The organism is Xanthomonas sp. WHRI 7945 (genome assembly GCF_035026585.1).
On sequence record NZ_JAYIQP010000013.1, the window covers coordinates 1 to 16,563 of the forward strand.

Sequence of the window (16,563 nt, forward strand, 5' to 3'; positions counted from 1 at the left end):
GCGGCTTCAGCCGCGACAGGCGCTATCGGTAACGCGTGTCGCGGCTGAAGCCGCTCCTACAGGGACGCGTGCGCGAGTGATCCGCAACTACCCGCGCTTTCCCGCCGCATGCCCCTGCGCCAGCTGCCACAGGTGGCGCACCACCGGTAGCGCCTGCGCGGTGGCCGGCAGCGTGGCCAGCGCCAGTCGTGCCATCGGCACGCGGCCTTCGATGTCCAGGTAGCGCACGCCGGGCAACTGCACCTGGGTGGTCGAGGCCGGCACCACCGAGACGCCGAGTTCGGCGGCGACAAGGTTCACGATCGACGACATCTGCGGCGCTTCCTGCTTGATCTGCAATTCGAAGCCGGATTGGCGGCAGGCTTCGAGGATTTCGTCGTACAGGCTGGTGCCGAAGCTGCGTGGGAACAGGATGAACGGTTCGCCGGCCAGCGCCGACAGCGGCGCGCGCTTGCGCTTGGCCAGGCGGTGCGCGGCCGGGACCGCGATCTTCATCGGCTCGTCGGGAAATTTCAGCAGTTGCAGCTCGGGCGGGGTGACCACGCTGTAGCGGATGAAGGCCGCATCCAGGCGGCCCTGCACCAGCGCGGCGAGCAGTCCGGCGGTGTTGGTTTCCTCCAGCGCCAGCGCCACCGCCGGCCAGCCGCGGCGGAAGTTGCGCACCAGCGTCGGCACGATCGGATTGAATGCGGCCGAGGCGGTGAAGCCCAGCCGCAGCACGCCGCTCTCGCCGCGCGCGGCACGCCGGGCGGCGTCGCCGGCGCGCTCCAGGTCGGCGAGCACGCGCTTGGCTTCGATCCGGAACGCGCGCCCGGCTTCGGTGAGGTCGGCGCCGCGCGGGGTGCGCACGAACAGCGGCGTGCCCAGCTCCTGCTCCAGCGCACGGATCTGCTGGCTCAGCGGCGGCTGCTGGATGCCCAGCTGCGCGGCGGCGCGGGTGAAATGCCCGGCCTCGGCGACGGCCAGGAAATAGCGCAGGTGGCGCAGTTCCATTTCATATCCACAAGATATGGAAAGTGCCTTGATCATATATTGGACACCGGATCGGCGCAGGCAAATACTGGCCGTCCTTTCGCTGCGCCATCGCCGTCGTGACCACTTCCAGCCAATGCCCGCCGCTGCACGCCGTGGACGCCGCGCCGCTGGCGCGCATCCGCCTGGCGCTGTTCCTGGCCGGCTTCGCCACCTTTTCGCTGCTGTACAGCGTGCAGCCGCTGCTGCCGGCATTCGCACGCGAATTCGGCGTCGACGCGGCGACCAGTTCGCTGCCGCTGTCGTTGGCCACCGGCGGCCTGGCGATTGCGATCTTCTGCGCCGGCGCGGTGTCGGAGAACCTCGGCCGGCGCGGGTTGATGTTCGTGTCGATCGCGCTGGCAGCGCTGCTCAACCTGATCGCCGCGTGCCTGCCGCACTGGGGCGCGCTGGTCGCGGTGCGCGCGCTGTCCGGCGTCGCCCTGGGCGGGGTGCCGGCGGTGGCGATGGTGTACCTGGCCGAGGAGGTGCCGGCGCGCAAGCTGGGCGCGGCGACCGGCCTGTACGTGGCCGGCAACGCGTTCGGCGGCATGGTCGGGCGCATCGGCATGAGCGTGCTCACCGATCACTTCGACTGGCGCATCGCGCTGGCGGCGGTCTCCGCGATCGACCTGCTGGCCGCGGTCGGCTTCGTGCTGCTGCTGCCGCGCTCGCGGCATTTCGTGCGCCGCCGCGGCGTCAACCTGCGCTTCCACCTGCAGGCCTGGGGCGGGCATCTGCGCGATCGCCACCTGCCGTGGCTGTTCGCGATCCCGTTCCTGGCGATGGGCGTGTTCGTCAGCGTCTACAACTACGCCGGCTTCCGCCTGGGCGGGCCGGAGTTCGGGCTCAGCCAGAGCCAGCTGGGCATGATCTTCAGCGCCTACGTGTTCGGCATCGTGTCCTCGTCGGTGGCCGGCGCCGCCTCGGACCGCTTCGGCCGCGGCCCGGTGGTACTGGCCGGCATCGCAGTGGCGGCGCTCGGCGTGGCGCTGACCATCGCGCACGTGCTGGCGGTGGTGATCGCCGGCGTCGTGCTGCTGACCATCGGCTTCTTCGTCGCGCACTCGGCGGCCAGCGCCTGGGTCGGCCGGCTGGGCGGGCAGAACAAGGGCCATGCCGCGTCGCTGTACCTGCTGGCCTACTACAGCGGCGCCAGCCTGATCGGCTCGCTCAGCGGCGCGGCCTGGCAACACGGCGGCTGGAACGCGCTGGCCGCTTGCTGCCTGCTGTTGCTGGGCGTCGCCCTGGTCGCGGCACAGGTGCTGCGCCTTGGCGCCGACGACAGCCGTCCGTACGGCCGCTTCGGCCCGCATCCGCCGCGCGGCGAATAGCCAGGCGCGCTGTTCCTCGCGGGAGCGACCGTTTTTCCTTGCCTGGAGGCAGCCTGTGCAGATCGACCGTCTCGACCATCTGGTCCTCACCGTCGCCGACATCGAGGCCAGCTGCGCGTTCTACGCGCGCGTGCTCGGCATGCAGGTGCAGCGCTTCGGCGAAGGCCGCACCGCGTTGGCGTTCGGCCAACAGAAGATCAACCTGCACGCCGCCGGCCGCGAGTTCGAGCCGAAGGCGCGCGTGCCCACGCCCGGCTCCGGCGATCTGTGCTTCATCACCGCCACCCCGCTGGCGCAGGTGCGCCGCGAACTGGACGCGGCGGCGGTCGCCATCGAGGACGGCCCGGTACAGCGCACCGGCGCCACCGGCCCGATCCTGTCGCTGTATTTCCGCGATCCGGACGGCAATCTGATCGAGGTCAGCAACGTTCTGTAGTGCGATGGCCAAGCCTGCGGACGTTCCGCTGGGTTCGTCTGGTCGATGCCGAGGCTGCCCCCAACCGCTCCCTGCAGGAGCGCCGCACCCGCGCGCCGATCGCGTGCGCGGGTGCGTACGCCTTGGCAACCCGTGCACGTTCATGTGCGGCCTTGTGCCGTGGCCGTGGATGCCCAAGATAGAGGCTACCGCCGCTATCGGAGTCCTGTGATGCGTCAGTTGCTGCAGCCAGAGGCGGACGCCGACGCCGCAGCGCTGGAAGCGTTCGTCGAACGCCACCGGCGCCTGTTCGTGCTGACCGGCGCTGGATGCAGCACCGATTCGGGCATTCCCGACTACCGCGATGCCGCCGGCGACTGGAAGCGCGCGCAGCCGGTCACCTACCAGGCGTTCATGGGCGAACTGGCGACGCGTCAGCGCTACTGGGCGCGCAGCCTGGTCGGCTGGCCGCGCTTCGGCCATGCGCGGCCCAACGCCACGCACGCGGCGCTGGCGCAGTTGGAAGCGCGCGGCCAGGTCGAACTGCTGCTGACCCAGAACGTGGATTGCCTGCACCAGGCCGCCGGCAGCCAGGCGGTGATCGACCTGCACGGGCGCCTGGACGTGGTGCGCTGCATGGGCTGCGAACGGCGCCTGCCGCGCGAGGACTTCCAGCAGCAGCTGCTGCAGCACAATCCGCAGTGGGCGACGCTGCAGGCCGGGCAGGCACCCGATGGCGACGCCGACCTGGAGGACGTGAACTTCGCCGCCTTCGTGGTGCCGGCCTGCACGCAGTGCGGCGGCGTGCTGAAGCCGGACGTGGTGTTCTTCGGCGAAAACGTGCCGCGCGAGCGCGTGGCCGCCGCCTTCGCGCACCTGCAGCAGGCCGACGCGATGCTGGTGGTTGGCTCGTCGCTGATGGTGTATTCCGGCTTCCGCTTCGTGCAGGCCGCGGCCAAGGCCAGATTGCCGATCGCCGCGGTCAACCTCGGCCGCACCCGCGGCGACGATTTGCTGAGCCTGAAGCTGGCCCAGCCCTGCGCGCAGGCGCTGGATTTCCTGCTGCCGCGCGTGGCGGCCTAGGGCGAGTCGTCGGTCCCAGAGAAGGCTTGCGCCGCTCTTGCGCGCGCATGCGGCAAGCAAGAGGGCGGAAATGGCACCTGTCCATGTCCGAGCGATGCCGCGTGCGCGCGCAAGAACGGCCCGTCGGGTTGGGTCTGGCAGGCCGCCACCCGGCGCCGCGCGGCTTGACCTGAGCGCCAGTCAGGCGCTGCGCCACGCAACGCCAGGTGGCGGCCTGCCAGACCCAGCGCGGCCTGCTTGGGATTGACGACTCGCCCTGGCGCTCCGGCGCCGCGCGTTCCGAATCCGCGCACGAACTGATCCATCGGCAGTGGTTGATCGGCAGCGCCGGCAGGAGTGCAATGGCAGCTTGCCCGCACTGCGGCGGGCGCCCCCACGGAATGCCACCTTGAGCCATCTCTTCTCGCCCCTCGCCCTGGGGCCGCTGTCGTTGTCCAATCGCATCGTCATCGCGCCGATGTGCCAGTACTCCGCCGAGCATGGCCAGGCCAGCGACTGGCACACCATCCACCTCGGCCAGTTGGCGCAGTCCGGCGCCGGCTTGATGATCCTGGAGGCCACCGCGGTGGAGCCGCGCGGGCGCATCAGCTACGCCGACCTGGGCCTGTGGGACGACGCCACCGAAGCGGCGCTGCGCGGCGTGCTGGCCTCGGTGCGGCGCTGGTCGCCGATGCCGCTGGGGATCCAGCTTGCGCATGCCGGGCGCAAGGCGTCCACGCAAAAGCCCTGGGACGGCGGCGCTGCGATCGCGCCGGCACAGCCGAACGGCTGGCAGACCGTGGCGCCGTCGGCGCTGCCCTTCGCCGAGCACGGCACGCCGCCGCAGGCGCTGGACCTGGCCGGCATCGACGCCATCGTCGCCGCGTTCGTCGCGTCGGCGCAGCGCGCCGAACGGCTGGGCTTCGAACTGATCGAACTGCATGCCGCGCACGGCTACCTGCTGCACCAGTTCCTGTCGCCGCTGAGCAACCAGCGCGCCGACGCCTACGGCGGCAGCCTGGACAACCGGATGCGCCTGCTGCTGCGCGTGCATGCGGCGGTGCGCGCGGCCGTGTCGGCGTCGGTGGCGGTGGGCGTGCGCCTCTCCGCCACCGACTGGGTCGAGGGCGGCTGGGACGTGGCGCAGAGCATCGTGCTGGCGCAGGCGTTGCAGGCGCAGGGTTGCGATTACCTGCACGTGTCCAGCGGCGGCCTCGACCGCCGCCAGCAGATCCCGGTCGCGGCCGGCTATCAGGTGCCGCAGGCCGAGGCGATCCATCGCGCGGTGACGATGCCGGTGATCGCGGTCGGCCTGATCACCGAGCCGCAGCACGCCGAGGCGATCCTGGCCGAGGGCCAGGCCGACGCGATCGCGCTCGCCCGCGGCATCCTCTACGATCCGCGCTGGCCGTGGCACGCCGCCGCCGCACTCGGCGCCAAGCTGAAGCCGGCGCCGCAATATCTGCGCTGCGAGCCGCGCTCGGCGCGCGGCCTGTTCGACGCATGATGCGCGCGCGCCTGGCCGTGCAGGGCGCGGCCTCAACCTCGCACCATTCAAGGAGTTTGCGATGAGCATCGGTTTTCTCGGCCTGGGCACGATGGGCCTGCCGATCGCGCACAACCTGCTGCGCGCCGGACATGCGCTGACCGTGTGGAACCGCAGTGCGGGCGCGGCGCAGACGCTGCTCGATGCCGGCGCGCAGGCGGCCGCGCAGCCGGCCGATGCGGTGCGCGGCCAGGTGCTGTTCTCGATGCTGGCCGACGACACGGCGGTGCGCGAGACCCTGCTCGACCGTGGTGCGCTCGACGCGCTGCCTGCCGGCAGCGTGCACGTCAACATGGCCACGATCTCGGTGGCGTTGGCGCGCGAACTGAGCGCGCTGCATGCCGAACGCGGCGTGGCCTATCTGGCCATCCCGGTATTGGGCCGGCATGACGTGGCGGCCGCCGGCCAGCTCAACCTGCTCGCCGCCGGCGACGCCGCCGCGCTGGCGCGGGTGCAGCCGCTGCTCGACGTGATCGGGCGCAAGACCTGGTATTTCGGCGCTGCGCCGGAGCAGGCCAACGCGGTCAAGCTGGCCGCCAACCTGTGCCTGGCCAGCGCGATCGGCACCATGGCCGAAGCCTCGGCGCTGGTGCGCGGGCATGGCGTGGACCCGGCCGACCTCCTGGGCATGCTGGTCAACACCCTGTTCGCCGCGCCGGCGTACCAGAACTACGGCGGCATGATCGCGCAGCAGCGCTACAGCCCGGCCGGCTTCAAGACCACGCTGGGGCTGAAGGACGTGCGCCTGGCCTTGAATGCCGGCGAGACCCGGCACGTGCCGATGCCGCTGGCGGCGGTGCTGCGCGACCAGTTCATCGACGCGATCGCGCACGGCGACGGCGAGCTGGACTGGTCGGCGCTGGCCAAGGTCGCCGCACGCCGTGCCGGGCAGGACTGAGCGTCCGATCAGGCCACGCCGCCGCGCGATCTTCAGGCGGCCTTGTCGCGGCATGGCGCAGACTGCGTCGCCGCGCTTGAGCTGGCCGCATGCTTCCCGCTAAGGTGCGGCGGCTAGCAGGCGCATCATAGGAGGATGCCATGAGCCCGAATTCGTCCGACCCCGGCGCCATGACGCCCATCCAGCCGCCGCGCGCGGTCGCGCGCGAGACCGTGCTCGGCCCCGAGCACCAGGACCACCCCGATCATCTGCTGTACGCGCAGATCCGCGAAGGCGTGCACGCGCTGGACGCCGCCTGCGGCCGCGCCCCCGATGCGATCAGCGAGCGGATGGTGGCGCGGCTGCTGCCACTGGCGAAGGAGTACGGCTTCGACCAGGTCGATCACGTGGTGCTGAGCCGTGAACTGGGCGAGGTGGAGCAGGGTGAGAACGTGTTCCTGGTGCGCGGCGACCTGGACGATCCGGCGCACCTGCGCGCGCACATCACCACCCACGAGGCGGTCGGCATGTCGGTGGAAGACTCGCTGGCGCGGCTGGAGAAGGTCAACCGGCGGCTGGCGCTGCGCTTGCGTCCGGAGTGAGCGCGGCGCGGCGTGCCGGCGCGGCCGCCTGCGGCCAGCGCGGACGCGCCACCCTGTAGGAGCGGCTTCAGCCGCGACGAGCGAAGCGGCGCACTTTCCTGGGCCGTACAGCGTCGGGACTGAAGTCCCTCCCACAATGCACCCGGTTGGCCTGCCGCAAATCCCTGTAGGAGCGGCTTCAGCCGCGACGAGCGAAGTAGTGCAATTTCCTCTGCGCGGGAAGGCGCCAGGACTGAAGTGCCTCCCGCAGTGCACCCGATTGGCCTGCCGCAAGTCCCTGTAGGAGCGGCTTCAGCCGCGACGAGCGAAGTAGTGCGCCTTCCTCTGCACGGGAAGGCGCCGGGACTGAAGTGCCCCTACAGTGCACCAGGTTGACCCTGCCGCAAGCCCCTGTGGGAGCGACTTCAGTCGCGACAGGCCTTACCGGGAAAGCCCGTCGCGGCTGAAGCCGCTCCTACATTCGGCAAGGCGCCCGTCAAGGCCCGGCGGCATTCCACATCCAATGTCCTGGCACCATTCGCCGCCACCATCCCGAACTCCGAACTCCGAACTCCGAACTCCGAGCCCCGAGCCCCGAGCCCCGAGCCCCGAGCCCCGAGCCCCGAATCCCGAATCCCAAATCCCAAATCCCAAATCCCAAATCCCAAATCCCAAATCCCAAATCCCGAATCCCGAATCCCGAATCCCGAAATTCTCCTATCATTGGCCCAATGCGCCCCGACTACATCCTGACCCTGTCCTGCCCGGACCGTACCGGCATCGTCTACCGCGTCAGCGGCCTGCTGTTCGAGCACGGCTGCAACATCCTCGATGCGCAGCAGTTCGGCGACGAGGAGAGCGGCCGGTTCTTCCTGCGCGTGCACTTCGACGTGCCCGCCGACGGCATCGTCGCCGCGGTGAAGGTGCAGCTGGAGCCGCTCGCCGCCGACTACGCGATGGACTGGCAACTGCACGATGCGCGCCGCCGCGCGCGCCTGCTGGTGCTGGTCAGCAAGCAGGGCCATTGTCTCAACGATCTGCTGTTCCGCGCGCACAGCCGGCAACTGCGCGTGGACATCGCCGCGGTGGCGTCCAACCACCAGGATTTCGCTGCGTTGGCGCAGTCCTACGACGTGCCGTTCCACCACCTGCCGGTCAGCGCCGCCAACCGCGACGCGCAGGAGGCGCAGCTGCTGGCGCTGGTGGAGCGCGAACGCATCGACCTGGTGGTGCTGGCGCGCTACATGCAGATCCTGTCGCCGACGCTGTGCGCGGCGCTGGCCGGGCGCGCGATCAACATCCATCACAGCTTCCTGCCCAGCTTCAAGGGCGCGCAGCCGTACCACCAGGCGCACGCGCGCGGGGTCAAGATCATCGGCGCCACCGCGCATTACGTCACCGGCGACCTCGACGAAGGCCCGATCATCGAACAGGACGTGGCCCGCGTGGACCACGCGATGACTCCGCGCGACCTGGTGCGCCTGGGGAGCGATACCGAGTCGCAAGTCCTGGCCCGCGCGGTGCGCCGCCACGTCGAGCATCGCATTTTGCTCAACGGGCATCGCACTGTGGTTTTTCGGTGAGGCCGTGATTGGGGATTCGTGATTCGGGATTGGTAAAGGCGGCTTGACTGATTACCGTTTCAGCCGTGGCGCTGCCGGCTCTTGCGAATCCCGAATCCCGAATCACGGCTCAAACCGATACCCAGCCCCATACACCGAGCGCACCCACTCTTCGCCGCCGACGTCGGCAAGTTTGCGGCGCAGGTTCTTGACGTGGCTGTCCACGGTGCGGTCGGTGACGATGCGGTGGTCGGCGTAGAGCCGGTCCATCAGTTGTTCGCGCGAGTACACGCGGCCCGGCGTGGCGGCGAGGGCGCGCAGCAGGCGGAACTCGACCTGGGTCAGGTCCAGGTCGCAGCCGTGCACGCTGGCGCGGCATTCGTCCTCGTCGATGCGCAGCCCCGGTGCCGGTGCGTCGTTGGGGTCGTGGCGGTGGCGGCGCAGCACCGCCTGCACCCGCGCCACCACCTCGCGCGGACTGAACGGCTTGCAGATGTAGTCGTCGGCACCGATCTCCAGGCCGAGCAGGCGGTCGATCTCTTCCACGCGCGCGGTGACCATGATCACCGGCACCGCGCTTTCCTTGCGCAGGTCGCGGCAGATTTCCAGGCCGTCGCGGTTGGGCAGCATCAGGTCCAGCAGCACCAGGTCCGGCTTCTGCGCGCGGAACGCGCCCAGCGCCCGTGCACCATCGGCGATCCAGTCGTGCGAATAGCCGGCCGCGTGCAGGTATTCGCGTATCACCGCGGCCAGGCGCGGCTCATCCTCGACGATCAGCACGTGGCCGATCGGGTCCAGGCCATTCATGCCGCCAGCGCCGGCAAGCGCAGCACCACGCGCAGCCCCCCGAGCGCGGAGGCTTCGGCGTTGATCGAACCGCCATGCGCCTCGGCGATGTTGCGGCAGATCGCCAGGCCCAGCCCGCTGCCGCCGCTGGCGCGATTGCGCGAGGCCTCGGTGCGGTAGAAGCGTTCGAACAGGCGCTCGCGTTTGTCCGCGTCCACGCCCGGTGCGCTGTCATCGATCTGTAGTTCCAGCACCGCGTCGCGACGCGCGCAGCGCACCTGCACCGTGCCGCCGGCATCGGTGTAGCGCAGCGTGTTCTCCAGCAGGTTGCCGAGCAGCTGCTGCAGCCGGCGCTCGTCGCCGTCTACCTGCAGCTGGCCGGCGTCGATCTGCACCTGCAGCTGCAGCGGCGCGGCGGCGAAGCGCGCCTGCACGCCGGCCAGCACCGTGGCCAGGATCAGCGCCAGATCGACCGGCGCACGCCGGTAGGCGAGCGCGCCGACGTCGGTCAGCGAGACGTCGTACAGGTCTTCGATCAGCTTGCCGAGCTGGCCGACCTGCTGGTGCAGCGATCCCAGCGAAGCCGGGGTCATCGGCCGGATGCCGTCCTGCAGCGCTTCCAGCTCGGCACGCAGCACCGCCAGCGGCGTGCGCAGTTCGTGCGAGATATCGGCCATGAACTCGCGGCGTGCGCGTTCGTTGTGTTCCAGCGCCTGCGCCAGCAGGTTGAAGTCGCGCGCCAATTGGCCGAATTCGTCGCGCGCGCCGGTGTCGATGCGGGTGGCGTAATCGCCGGCAGCCAGCCGATGGGTGGCGCCGGTGAGCCCGCGCATGCGCCGCAGCAAGGCGCGCGACAGCAGCCAGCCGAGCAGCGCGGCGACCAGCAGCGAGGCGCTGCCGATCGTCCACCATGCGCGTTGCTGCGCCTGGTAGAAGCGCGCATCCTCGGCCGCCAGCACCTTCTGGAACGGCAGCATCGCCATCCAGCCGACGGTGCGGCCGTCGACCACGATCGGGCGCAGGATGTCGTTGCGGCCGACATCCGGGTTGCCGATCACCGACCTGTAGTCCTTGTCGAGCACGGCGAAGCGGAACACCGCGCCGGTCTGGTCGGAGATCGGCGGCGGGCGTCGCGGCTGGCCAGGGCTGCGCTCCGGGCGCATCAGCACGAACCAGGCATCGGGATTGTCGCGCACGAAGTCCCAGTTGCCGTGCCGCGCGTACTCGGCCCTGACCCGCGGCAAGGTCTCCAGCATGCGTTCCACGCCCTGCTCGTTGAGGTAATCCAGGAACTGGCGCTTGAGGAAGACCTGCACGGCGATGCCGTTGACCAGCAGCACCGCCACGCATGCGGCGAGGATGGCGAGGAACAGCTTGGCGGTGATGCCCAGTTTCATCGGAGAGGCAATGCGGGACGCGGCGACGGGGGATGCTGCGTATTAGCCGCGCCGCCGCAGGGGAAATCAAGCGAATCCGCGCCGCTGCCGGCAATCTCCAAATTTGCTGCACATTCGCGCCGTAGCGTGGCCACATTCGGATAAACCGTGAGTTCGCCGCATGCTGCCCGTCGTCGCCCGTCGCTTCCCCGTTTCGTCCTCGCGCTGGTGGCTGGCCGGCGCCATCGCCGTGGCGCTGGCCGCATGTTCTTCCAAGCAGCCGCCGCAGCGGCCGCAGGCGCAGGTCGGCGTGCAGACGGTGAGCGCGCAGCGGCTGGCGCTGGACCAGACCCTGTCCGGCCGCACCGTGGCCTACATGAGCTCGGAGGTGCGCCCGCAGGTCGGCGGCATCCTGCGCAAGCGCCTGTTCACCGAGGGCCAGGACGTCAAGGCCGGGCAGGTGCTGTACGAGATCGATCCGGCCAGCTACCAGGCCGCGTACGACACCGCCAAGGGCGACCTGGCCCAGGCCGAGGCGGCGGTGCTGTCGGCCAGGCCGAAGGCGCAGCGCTACCAGACCCTGGTCGCGCTGGACGCGGTCAGCAAGCAGGACGGCGACGACGCGGTGGCCACGCTGCGCTCGAACGAGGCGGCCGTGGTCGCGGCCAAGGCCTCGCTGCAGACCGCGCGGATCAATCTCGACTACACCCGCATCACCGCGCCGATCGACGGCCGCATCGGCACCTCCAGCTACACGCCGGGCGCGCTGGTCAGCGCCGGCCAGAGCGACGTGCTGGCCACCATCAACCAGCTCGATCCGATGTACGTGGACGTGACCCAGTCCAGCGCGCAACTGCTGCAGCTGCGCCGCCAGCTCGACGCCGGCCAACTCAAGGCGGTGGACGGCAAGGCCGAGGTGAAACTGCAGCTGGAGGACGGCAGCACCTACGCGCGCAGCGGCACGCTGGAAGTGGTCGATGCCGCGGTCGATACCGCCACCGGCACGGTCAAGCTGCGCGCGGTGGTGCCCAATCCCGATCGGCTGCTGCTGCCGGGCATGTACGTCAAGGCGATGCTGTCGATGGCGGTGGACGAGCAGGCCATCCTGGTGGCGCAGCAGGCGATCAGCCGCAACAGCAAGGGCGAGGCGGTGGCGATGGTGGTCGGCAGCGACAACAAGGTCGCGCAGCGCGTGCTGACCACCGGCGACGCGATCGGCGACAAATGGCGGGTGCGCGACGGGCTGAAGGTCGGCGACAAGGTGATCGTGCAGGGCCTGCAGAAAGTCGCGGTCGGCGATCAGGTCAAGGCGGTGGAAGTGACCTCGGCCGCCACGACACCCGCGGCCACCCAAGGCACCGCTGCGGCCGCGCCGAAGGCCGACTGAGGGATCGCCATGGCCCGTTTCTTCATCGACCGTCCCATCCTCGCCTGGGTCATCGCGATCGTCATCACCCTGGCCGGCGCGATCTCGATCCTGTCGCTGCCGCTGGAGCAGTATCCGGACATCGCCCCGCCCGCGATCACCGTCAGCGCCACCTACACCGGCGCTTCCGCCGAGACCGTGCAGAACTCGGTGACGCAGATCCTCGAGCAGCAGATGACCGGGCTGGACAACCTGCTGTACATGTCCTCCAGCAGCAGCTCCGCCGGCAGCGCCTCGATCACCCTGACCTTCGATTCCGGCACCGATCCGGACACCGCGCAGGTGCAGGTGCAGAACAAGGTCTCGCAAGGCGAGTCGATGCTGCCCGAGGCGGTGCAGAGCAATGGCGTGACCGTCACCAAGTCCGCCGGCAGCAGCATGTTCATGGTGCTGGCCTTCACCTCCGAAGACGGCAGCATGGACAGCACCGACATCGGCGACTACATGGTGTCCACGCTGCAGGATCCGATCAGCCGGCTCAACGGCGTCGGCGGTGTCAATGTGTTCGGCTCCGAGTATTCGATGCGGGTGTGGCTGGATCCGGAAAAGCTGCGCACCTATGCGCTGATGCCCTCGGACGTGAGCAACGCGATCTCGGCGCAGAACGCCGACGTCTCCTCCGGCGCGCTCGGCGCGCTGCCGGCAGCGCAGGGCCAGCAGCTCAACGCCACGGTCACCTCGCGCAGCAAGCTCAAGACCCCGGCGCAGTTCGAGGCGATCGTGCTGAAGTCGCAGGCCGGCGGCGCCACCGTGTACCTGCGCGACGTGGCGCGGGTCGAACTGGGTTCCAAGTCGTATGCGTCCAGTTCCAAGTACAACGGCAAGGCCGCCTCCGGCATGGGCCTGCAGCTGGCCACCGGGGCCAACGCGCTGGACGCGGCCAAGGCGGTGGAGGCCAAGCTGGAGCAGCTCAAGCCGTATTTCCCGGCCGGACTCAAATACGAGGTCGCCTACGACACCACGCCGTTCGTGCGCATCTCCATCGAGGAAGTGGTCAAGACCCTGCTCGAGGCGATCGTACTGGTGGTGCTGGTGATGTACCTGTTCCTGCAGAACTGGCGCGCCACGCTGGTGCCGGTGATCGCGGTGCCGGTGGTGCTGCTGGGCACCTTCGGCGTGTTGGCGTTGCTCGGCTATTCGATCAACACCCTGACCATGTTCGCGATGGTGCTGGCGATCGGCCTGCTGGTGGACGATGCGATCGTGGTGGTGGAGAACGTCGAGCGCTTGATGAGCGAGGAGGGTATGTCGCCGCGGCAGGCGACCTATACCTCGATGGGGCAGATCACCGGCGCGCTGGTCGGCATCGCCCTGGTGCTGACCGCGGTGTTCCTGCCGATGGCGTTCTTCGGCGGCGCCACCGGCGAGATCTACCGGCAGTTCTCGGTGACCATCGCCGCGGCGATGCTGCTGTCGCTGCTGGTGGCGCTGACCTTGAGTCCTGCGCTGTGCGCCAGCCTGCTCAAGCCGATCGAGCAAGGCGGCCACGTCTCGCGCAAGGGCCCGCTGGGGCGCTTCTTCGGCTGGTTCAACGAGCGCTTCGACCGCGGTGCCGACGGCTATGGCCGCGGCGTGGGCAAGCTGATCGGCCACCGCAAGCTCGGCACGCTGGTCTACCTGGCGCTGCTCGCGGTGATGGCGCTGTTGTTCTGGCGCCTGCCCAGTTCGTTCCTGCCCGAAGAGGACCAGGGCATGCTGATGGTGATGTTCACCACGCCGGCCGGCGCCACCCAGCAGCGCACCCAGCAGTCGATCGACCAGGCCACCGGCTTCATCCTCAAACAGCCGGAAGTGGCGGGGGTGATGACCATCAGCGGCTTCAGCTTCGCCGGCAGCAGCCAGAACTCGGGCATGGGCTTCATCAAGCTCAAGGACTGGGCCGAGCGCGATGCCTCCGCACAGGAGGTCGCCAACCGCATCACCGGCGCGATGATGGGCACGCTGCCCGACGCGCAGGTGTTCGCGCTGTCGCCGCCGGCCATCAACGGCCTGGGCACCAGCTCCGGTTTCACCCTGGAGCTGCAGGACGTGGCCGGCAAGGGCCACGACGCCCTGGTCGCCGCACGCCAGCAATTGCTGCAACTGGCCAACGCCGACAAGGGCATGACCGCGGTGCGCTTCAACGGCCTGGAAGACGCGCCGACCTACCGCGTGCAGATCGACGATGCCAAGGCCGGCGCGCTGGGCCTGGCGGCCTCCGACATCAACGCCACGCTGGCCACGGTGATGGGCGGCAGCTACGTCAACGACTTCCTCAACAACAATCGGGTCAAGCGCGTCTACGTGCAAGGAGACGCCGCCGCGCGCATGTTGCCCAGCGACATCGACCGCTGGTACGTGCGCAACAGCAGCGAGGCGATGGTGCCGTTCTCGGCCTTCTCCAGCAGCGCGTGGGCGTATGCGCCGCAGGTATTGAGCCGCTTCAACGGGGTCGAGTCGATGGAGATCACCGGCAGCGCCGCCAGCGGCATCAGTTCTGGCGACGCGATGAACGGCATCGCCGGGCTGGTCGGGAAAGTGGGCAAGGACGTAGGTTACGCATGGTCAGGCATGTCCTACCAGGAGCAGGCCTCCGGCGCGCAGACCTGGATGCTGTACACGGTGTCGCTGATCTTCGTGTTCCTGTGCCTGGCCGCGCTGTACGAGAGCTGGTCGATCCCGATCTCGGTGATGCTGGCGGTGCCGGTGGGCATCGTCGGCGCGCTGCTGGCGACGTGGCTGCGTGGGCTGTCCAACGACATCTACTTCCAGGTCGGTCTGCTGGCGACGATGGGCCTGGCGGCCAAGAACGGCATCCTGATCGTCGAGTTCGCCAAGGAACTGGAGGAGAAGGGCCGGCCGCTGATCGACGCCACGCTGCATGCGGCGCGCATGCGCCTGCGCCCGATCCTGATGACCTCGCTGGCGTTCATGCTCGGCGTGCTGCCGATGGTGATCAGCAGCGGCGCCGGCTCCGGCGGTCGCCATTCGCTGGGCACCGGCGTGCTCGGCGGCACCCTGATCTCGACCATGCTCGGCATCTTCTTCGTGCCGCTGTTCTACGTGATCGTGCGCAGTCTGTTCCCCGGCAAGCGTGCCGAACCGGAACCGCTGCGCACCAAGGAGGCAACGCCGTGATCCGTGTGTCCCTGACCCGTACCGCGTTGGCCCTGACCTGCGCCGGTGTCCTCGCCGGCTGCGCCAGCATGGCGCCGAACTACGCCCGTCCCGACGCGCCTGTGCCGGCCACTTTCGCCGACAGCGGCACCAGCACCGGTGGTGACGTCGCCAACGTGGCCACGCTGGACTGGCGCCAGGTGTTCCTGGATCCGCGCCTGCAGCAGGTGATCGCGCAGGCGCTGGACAACAACCGCGACCTGCGCGTGGCGGTGCTCAACATCGACAAAGCACGCGCGCAGTACCGCATCCAGCGCGCGGACCTGTTCCCGTCGGTGGACCTCAGCGGCAGCCAGAGCGCCTCGCGCAGCAGCGCGTCCACCAGCAGCAGCGGACGCTCCGAAGTGGGGCGCACCTATGCGGCCGACGTCGGCGTCAGCAGTTGGGAACTGGACCTGTTCGGACGCATCCGCAGCCTCAAGAACGAGGCGCTGGAAACCTACCTGGCCACCGCGCAGACCCAGCGCAGCACGCGCATGAGCCTGGTCGCCGAGGTCGCCGCCGACTGGCTGACCGTGGCCGCCGACCAGCAGCGCCTGGCGCTGGCGCAGCAGACCCTGGCCAGCCAGCGGCAGACGCTGCAGCTCACCGAACTGCAGCACCAGCAGGGCATCGTCTCCGGGCTGGACCTGGCGCAGGTGCAGACCAGCGTGGAGAGCGCGCGTGCCGACGTCGCCAGCTACACCACGCAGCTGGCGACTTCGCGCAACGCGCTGGACCTGGTGGTGGGTGCGCCAGTGAGCGCGGAAGCATTGCCGCAGGCCGCCGCGCTGGAAGGCGGCGTGGCGTTGGCACCGCTGCCGGCGCCGCTGGAATCGCGCGTGCTGTTGCAGCGTCCGGACGTGCTGTATGCCGAGCACACGCTGAAGTCTGCCAATGCCGACATCGGCGCTGCGCGCGCTGCGTTCTTCCCGACCATCGCGCTGACCGCGTCCACCGGGCGCAGCAGCACCGCGTTGTCCAGCCTGTTCGATGCCGGCACCCGCACCTGGTCGTTCGTGCCCAGCATCAGCGTGCCGATCTTCCGTGCCGGCGCGCTCAAGGCCGAGCTGGACGAGTCCAAGATCACCCGCGACGTCAACGTCGCCGAGTACGAGCAGGCCATCCAGACCGCGTTCAGCGAAGTGGCCGATGCGCTGGCCACGCGCGCGCAACTGGACGAACGCATGGACGCGCAGCGCGCCCTGGTCGCCGTCACCCAACGCAGCTACACCCTGGCCGACGCGCGCTACCGCAACGGCGTGGACAGCTACCTGGATGCCCTGGATTCGCAGCGCTCGCTGTACGCCGCGCAGCAGGACCTGATCACCCTGCGCCTGACCGAGGCGAGCAACCGCGTCACCCTGTACAAGGTGCTCGGCGGCGGCGCGGATGCGCGCAGCGGCGAGCCGGTGGCTGAAGCGATGCGTTAGCGGATTTCTTGCACGACTG

Annotated in this window: 13 protein-coding genes; 10 read left to right on the forward strand and 3 right to left on the reverse strand. The window is 69.6% G+C overall.

Annotated elements, in window-relative coordinates; genetic code table 11:
* Positions 1-87: 87 nt before the first annotated feature.
* On the reverse strand, positions 88-993 hold the full coding sequence (locus VDQ83_RS12040; RefSeq protein WP_309921529.1) for a LysR family transcriptional regulator: 906 nt from the start codon (positions 991-993) through the stop codon (positions 88-90).
* 98 nt (positions 994-1,091) lie between these two features.
* On the opposite strand from VDQ83_RS12040, the gene VDQ83_RS12045 reads away from it, so the two are divergent.
* From VDQ83_RS12045 to purU, 7 genes are all read left to right on the forward strand, one after another.
* Complete coding sequence (locus VDQ83_RS12045; protein ID WP_455435107.1) at positions 1,092-2,345, forward strand: MFS transporter; 1,254 nt, start codon at positions 1,092-1,094, stop codon at positions 2,343-2,345.
* Between the two features lie 55 nt (positions 2,346-2,400).
* Positions 2,401-2,781: a VOC family protein gene (locus VDQ83_RS12050; protein WP_455435108.1), complete on the forward strand. Its 381-nt coding sequence runs from the start codon at positions 2,401-2,403 to the stop codon at positions 2,779-2,781.
* A 210-nt stretch (positions 2,782-2,991) separates the two neighbouring features.
* Positions 2,992-3,843 carry an NAD-dependent protein deacetylase gene (locus VDQ83_RS12055; protein WP_455435109.1) on the forward strand — a complete coding sequence of 284 codons (852 nt, stop codon included), beginning with the start codon at positions 2,992-2,994 and terminating at the stop codon, positions 3,841-3,843.
* Between the two features lie 388 nt (positions 3,844-4,231).
* Positions 4,232-5,329: an NADH:flavin oxidoreductase/NADH oxidase gene (locus VDQ83_RS12060; protein ID WP_263396738.1), complete on the forward strand. Its 1,098-nt coding sequence runs from the start codon at positions 4,232-4,234 to the stop codon at positions 5,327-5,329.
* Between the two features lie 61 nt (positions 5,330-5,390).
* On the forward strand, positions 5,391-6,266 hold the full coding sequence (locus tag VDQ83_RS12065; protein ID WP_455435110.1) for an NAD(P)-dependent oxidoreductase: 876 nt from the start codon (positions 5,391-5,393) through the stop codon (positions 6,264-6,266).
* 170 nt (positions 6,267-6,436) lie between these two features.
* The gene (locus VDQ83_RS12070; protein WP_263398364.1) at positions 6,437-6,847 is read left to right on the forward strand and encodes an XVIPCD domain-containing protein; all 411 of its coding nucleotides are present in this window, start codon (positions 6,437-6,439) and stop codon (positions 6,845-6,847) included.
* 710 nt (positions 6,848-7,557) lie between these two features.
* Entirely contained in the window at positions 7,558-8,409 is an 852-nt protein-coding gene (gene purU, locus VDQ83_RS12075) for a formyltetrahydrofolate deformylase (protein WP_455435111.1), read from the forward strand.
* A 102-nt stretch (positions 8,410-8,511) separates the two neighbouring features.
* Here purU and VDQ83_RS12080 read toward each other — a convergent pair whose 3' ends face one another.
* A complete protein-coding gene (locus tag VDQ83_RS12080; protein WP_455435112.1) occupies positions 8,512-9,195 on the reverse strand; it encodes a response regulator in 684 nt (227 codons plus the stop codon).
* Positions 9,192-10,571 (reverse strand): sensor histidine kinase efflux regulator BaeS, encoded by a 1,380-nt coding sequence (baeS, locus tag VDQ83_RS12085; protein WP_455435113.1) that lies wholly within the window; start codon positions 10,569-10,571, stop codon positions 9,192-9,194. The genes VDQ83_RS12080 and baeS overlap by 4 nt, the downstream gene beginning before the upstream one ends.
* Before the next feature lie 160 nt (positions 10,572-10,731).
* Between baeS and VDQ83_RS12090 the strand changes: the two genes are divergently transcribed.
* From VDQ83_RS12090 to VDQ83_RS12100, 3 genes are read left to right on the forward strand one after another with little or no spacing between them, the layout of a single operon-like run.
* Positions 10,732-11,937 (forward strand): efflux RND transporter periplasmic adaptor subunit, encoded by a 1,206-nt coding sequence (locus VDQ83_RS12090; RefSeq protein ID WP_455435114.1) that lies wholly within the window; start codon positions 10,732-10,734, stop codon positions 11,935-11,937.
* Positions 11,938-11,946: 9 nt separating this feature from the next.
* Entirely contained in the window at positions 11,947-15,093 is a 3,147-nt protein-coding gene (locus VDQ83_RS12095) for an efflux RND transporter permease subunit (protein ID WP_455435115.1), read from the forward strand.
* A gap of 5 nt (positions 15,094-15,098) precedes the next feature.
* Complete coding sequence (locus VDQ83_RS12100) at positions 15,099-16,544, forward strand: efflux transporter outer membrane subunit (protein ID WP_455435218.1); 1,446 nt, start codon at positions 15,099-15,101, stop codon at positions 16,542-16,544.
* Positions 16,545-16,563 lie beyond the last annotated feature (19 nt).